Origin of the sequence: Acinetobacter lwoffii, from assembly GCF_024129355.1 — a bacterium.
Lineage (GTDB): Bacteria > Pseudomonadota > Gammaproteobacteria > Pseudomonadales > Moraxellaceae > Acinetobacter > Acinetobacter lwoffii_I.
Map to the genome: position 1 here is coordinate 1 of NZ_JAMXXP010000065.1, position 3,510 is coordinate 3,510.

4 protein-coding genes are annotated in these 3,510 nt (G+C 41.9%); all 4 read left to right on the plus strand.

The annotated features are described in order from the left end of the window. Positions 1-917 (plus strand): multicopper oxidase domain-containing protein (locus NI468_RS15830; protein WP_276534309.1); only part of this gene is annotated, 917 nt, incomplete at its 5' end. Then, positions 904-1,242 carry a hypothetical protein gene (locus NI468_RS15835; RefSeq protein ID WP_004897649.1) on the plus strand — a complete coding sequence of 113 codons (339 nt, stop codon included), beginning with the start codon at positions 904-906 and terminating at the stop codon, positions 1,240-1,242. The genes NI468_RS15830 and NI468_RS15835, both read left to right, overlap by 14 nt. Beyond that, a complete protein-coding gene (locus NI468_RS15840; protein ID WP_004668309.1) occupies positions 1,229-2,173 on the plus strand; it encodes a copper resistance protein B in 945 nt (314 codons plus the stop codon). Before NI468_RS15835 ends, NI468_RS15840 begins: the two co-directional genes overlap by 14 nt. A gap of 221 nt (positions 2,174-2,394) precedes the next feature. Beyond that, a partial coding sequence (locus NI468_RS15845) for an ISNCY family transposase (protein ID WP_253102596.1) occupies positions 2,395-3,510 on the plus strand: 1,116 nt, incomplete at its 3' end.

Genomic DNA, 3,510 nt, shown 5'->3' on the forward strand with positions numbered 1-3,510 from the left:
CTGAAACTTATGATGTGATTGTGGAGCCAAAAGGTGGACATTATCAAATTGAAGCTGAGTCAATTGACCGTTCAGGTTATGCGATTGGTACACTGCACAATGAACTAAATCCTATGACACATGGCATTCATATGCCTGCACCACGTCCACGCTCACTTTTGACCATGGAAGATATGGGACATGGTGACGGTGATCATGCAGGAATGGATCATTCGAAAATGAACCACGGCAATATGCAAGGCATGGATCACTCGAAAATGGATCATTCAAAAATGAACCATGGCGATATGCAAGGCATGGATCACTCGAAAATGGATCATTCACAGCATGGCACAGCAAAACCACAAGAAAATGATCAAGTGGTTTATGGTTGGGCAAATGCATCTACACCTGCGGGCAATAAAGCCTTGCAATATAGTGATTTAAAATCTTTAGAACCGCAAAAAGATACTCGTGAAGCTAGCAGTGAATTAGTAGTGCGTTTGGGCGGTACTATGGAGCGTTATATTTGGACGATTAACGGTAAAAAATTCAGCGATGCTGAGCCATTAAAAGTGAAGTATGGCGAGCGTATCCGTATCAAATTTATTAATGACAGTATGATGGCGCACCCCATGCATTTACATGGCATGTTTATGCAGTTGGAGAATGGTCAAGAGTCGGTAGATATGCCGAATAAACACACATTGATTGTACCACCGGGTAAAACAGTGACTGCTTTATTAACTGCGGATGAGTTGGGCGAATGGGCAATCCATTGTCATTTGTTGTATCACATGAGTGCAGGAATGATGAACAAGTTGATCGTGGCAAATGTTAGCGATGAACAAGTGTCTACAACGCCAATTCAAGGTACAAATTCGACTCAAACTCACCAAGTAACTGAGCAAAAAGGAGCTGGACATGCACATCACTAATTTTGTATTTAAAGCGTTTTTTTCTGTTGCGGTATTGAGTTTAACAAGCTTAAGTTTGGCGCACGAAGGGCATCATTCAACTGCTCAGACTGATGGAAAAAATGTACCATCAATGAATCATCAAGCGATGTCTGAGATGGATCATTCACAGCATTCTCCACAAGAGCATGCACAACACATGCAGATGATGGGGAAAATGAATCATGCTGCACATTCAGCACCGATGAACCATCAACATGCAGGTCATCAGCCAATGCATCACAAATCAACAGAGAAACAGCAAGATCAAAAAGTACAGAAAGGAGATCAACATGCGCACCATTAATCTTTTTTCTAAAACTGTTTTAGCAAGCTCTTTGTTGATGGTCAGTGCAGTGAGTTTGGCACATAATGGTGAAGATCATAGTGCGCCTGAAAAAATGACAGTTGCTACATCTTCTAGTCAAAATCAGCCGATGCAAATGGATCGCTCTCAAATGAACCATAGCCAAATGAATCAGGCACAACATCAGGCAACATCTACGGTTAATCATTTACATCATGTACCAGATGCGAATGCTCAGCAGAGTTCGCATTATGATCATCGCTCAGAACACGGTGCGCAAATTTATGCGATTACGACAGTGGACAATAAGTGGCTTGTCAATGAAGATGGCACAGGTGATTTAAAGTCAGAGTTTGAAACCCGTATTGGCACAGATGAAAATAAGGTTTTTATTAAAATTCATGCCGATAAAGAAGAATCGCATGATGCACATTATGATGCCAAACTTTTATATAGCCGTATGATTTCAGACTTTTGGGATGCACAGATTGGTGCACGTTATCGTAGTGAAAAAGTTGAACTCAATGATCATCGCAAAGACACCGAAGAAAATGTTGATGCGGTGATTGGCTTACATGGTATGGCGCCATATTTCTTTGAAACTGATGCTTATCTCTATGCGGGAGAAGACAATTATGCGGGCTTTAGCCTAGAAACGGAACGTGATTTTCTGATTACGCAAAAGTTGATTATTCAACCTTATTTAGAGTTGGATGCTATCTTTAGTGATGACTCTAAATATGCGAAAAAAACTGGTTTAAGCAGTGCAACCGCAGGGTTTGAAACTCGCTATGAAATCAGTAAAAAGATCATGCCGTATATCGACATTGCCTATGAGTATTCAAAAGGTAATGATGAAACGTCGTGGCAAATAGAATCAAACTCTGAGAAAGGTTGGTTATATGGAGCTGGTGTTAGATTTAGATTTTAATTAATTTAATGATTACTAAATAGCTTTATTTAAATAAAACTCTAGCTTAATGTGGCCGGAAGCAAAATGTTAACTTATTTTGCTCCCTCCCTCCCATTTAACATAATAGAGCTTATACGAAACGTATATGTTAGAACCCATTTAAAGTGTCTATATTCTCACCAATAAAAATGTCTGGTTTATGATGGTTTTTATCACCATGGACTGGATATAAAATATAGATGCTGATCACTATGTCTGACAAAGAAATTCAACGTCTTGCAGTTCTGCAAGACGTTCGAGATCATCGTATTACCCAAGTCCGTGCTGCTGAAATCCTGAATCTTTCCACCCGTCAAATTACCCGGTTATTGCAGAAGCTCAATCAAGATGGTGTTTCAGGCATGACGCATGCTAGTCGTGGTCAACCGGGTCATCGTCGCCATGACGTTCTGTTAAAATCAGAATGTCTTTCCATTATTTCTGAACATCTGCTGGGCTTTGGACCTACCTTGGCGCATGAGAAGCTCAGCAGCATGTTTGACCTGAATATCCCGGTAGAAACGGTTCGTCGCTGGATGACTGCAAATGACCTCTGGATTCCTCGATCCAAGCGCCTGAAACGTCCATATCAGCCTCGATACAACCGTGATTGCTTCGGTGAGCTGATCCAGATCGATGGCTCATATCATGACTGGTTTGAAGGTCGAGCTTCCAAATGCTGCTTGCTGGTTTATATCGATGACGCCACTGGAAAGCTGTTGCATCTGCGCTTTTGTGAGGCTGAAACGACCTTTGATTATATGCTTTCAACCCGAGCCTACATTGAGCAATACGGCAAGCCTTTAGCGTTTTATAGCGATAAACACTCGGTATTTAGAGTCAACCAGAAATCCAGGCAAGACAGCCAGATCACGCAATTTGGGCGGATTCTGAATGAGTTAAACATTGATATTATCTTCGCCAATTCACCCCAGGCCAAAGGTCGCGTAGAGCGAGCGAATAGAACCCTTCAGGACCGTTTGATCAAGGAGATGCGCCTGGAAGGCATCTGTTCGATTGCAGAAGCAAATGCCTGGTTGCCCTGCTTTATTGAGCAGTTCAATCAGAAGTTCGCCAAATGTGCGCGAAACTCAAAGAACCTGCATCGACCATTAACCGAATCTGATCTTGAACTGGATGATATTTTTACCTGGCAGGAACCGCGTAAGGTCACCAAGAACCTGACGATTACCTATGACAAATGTATTTATCTGCTTGAACCGACAGAGCTGAATCATAAGCTTGTTGGGCAATATATTTCATTTCTGGAGTACCCGGATGGGACTGTGGCCCTCATGCACGAGGGACGAAAGCTC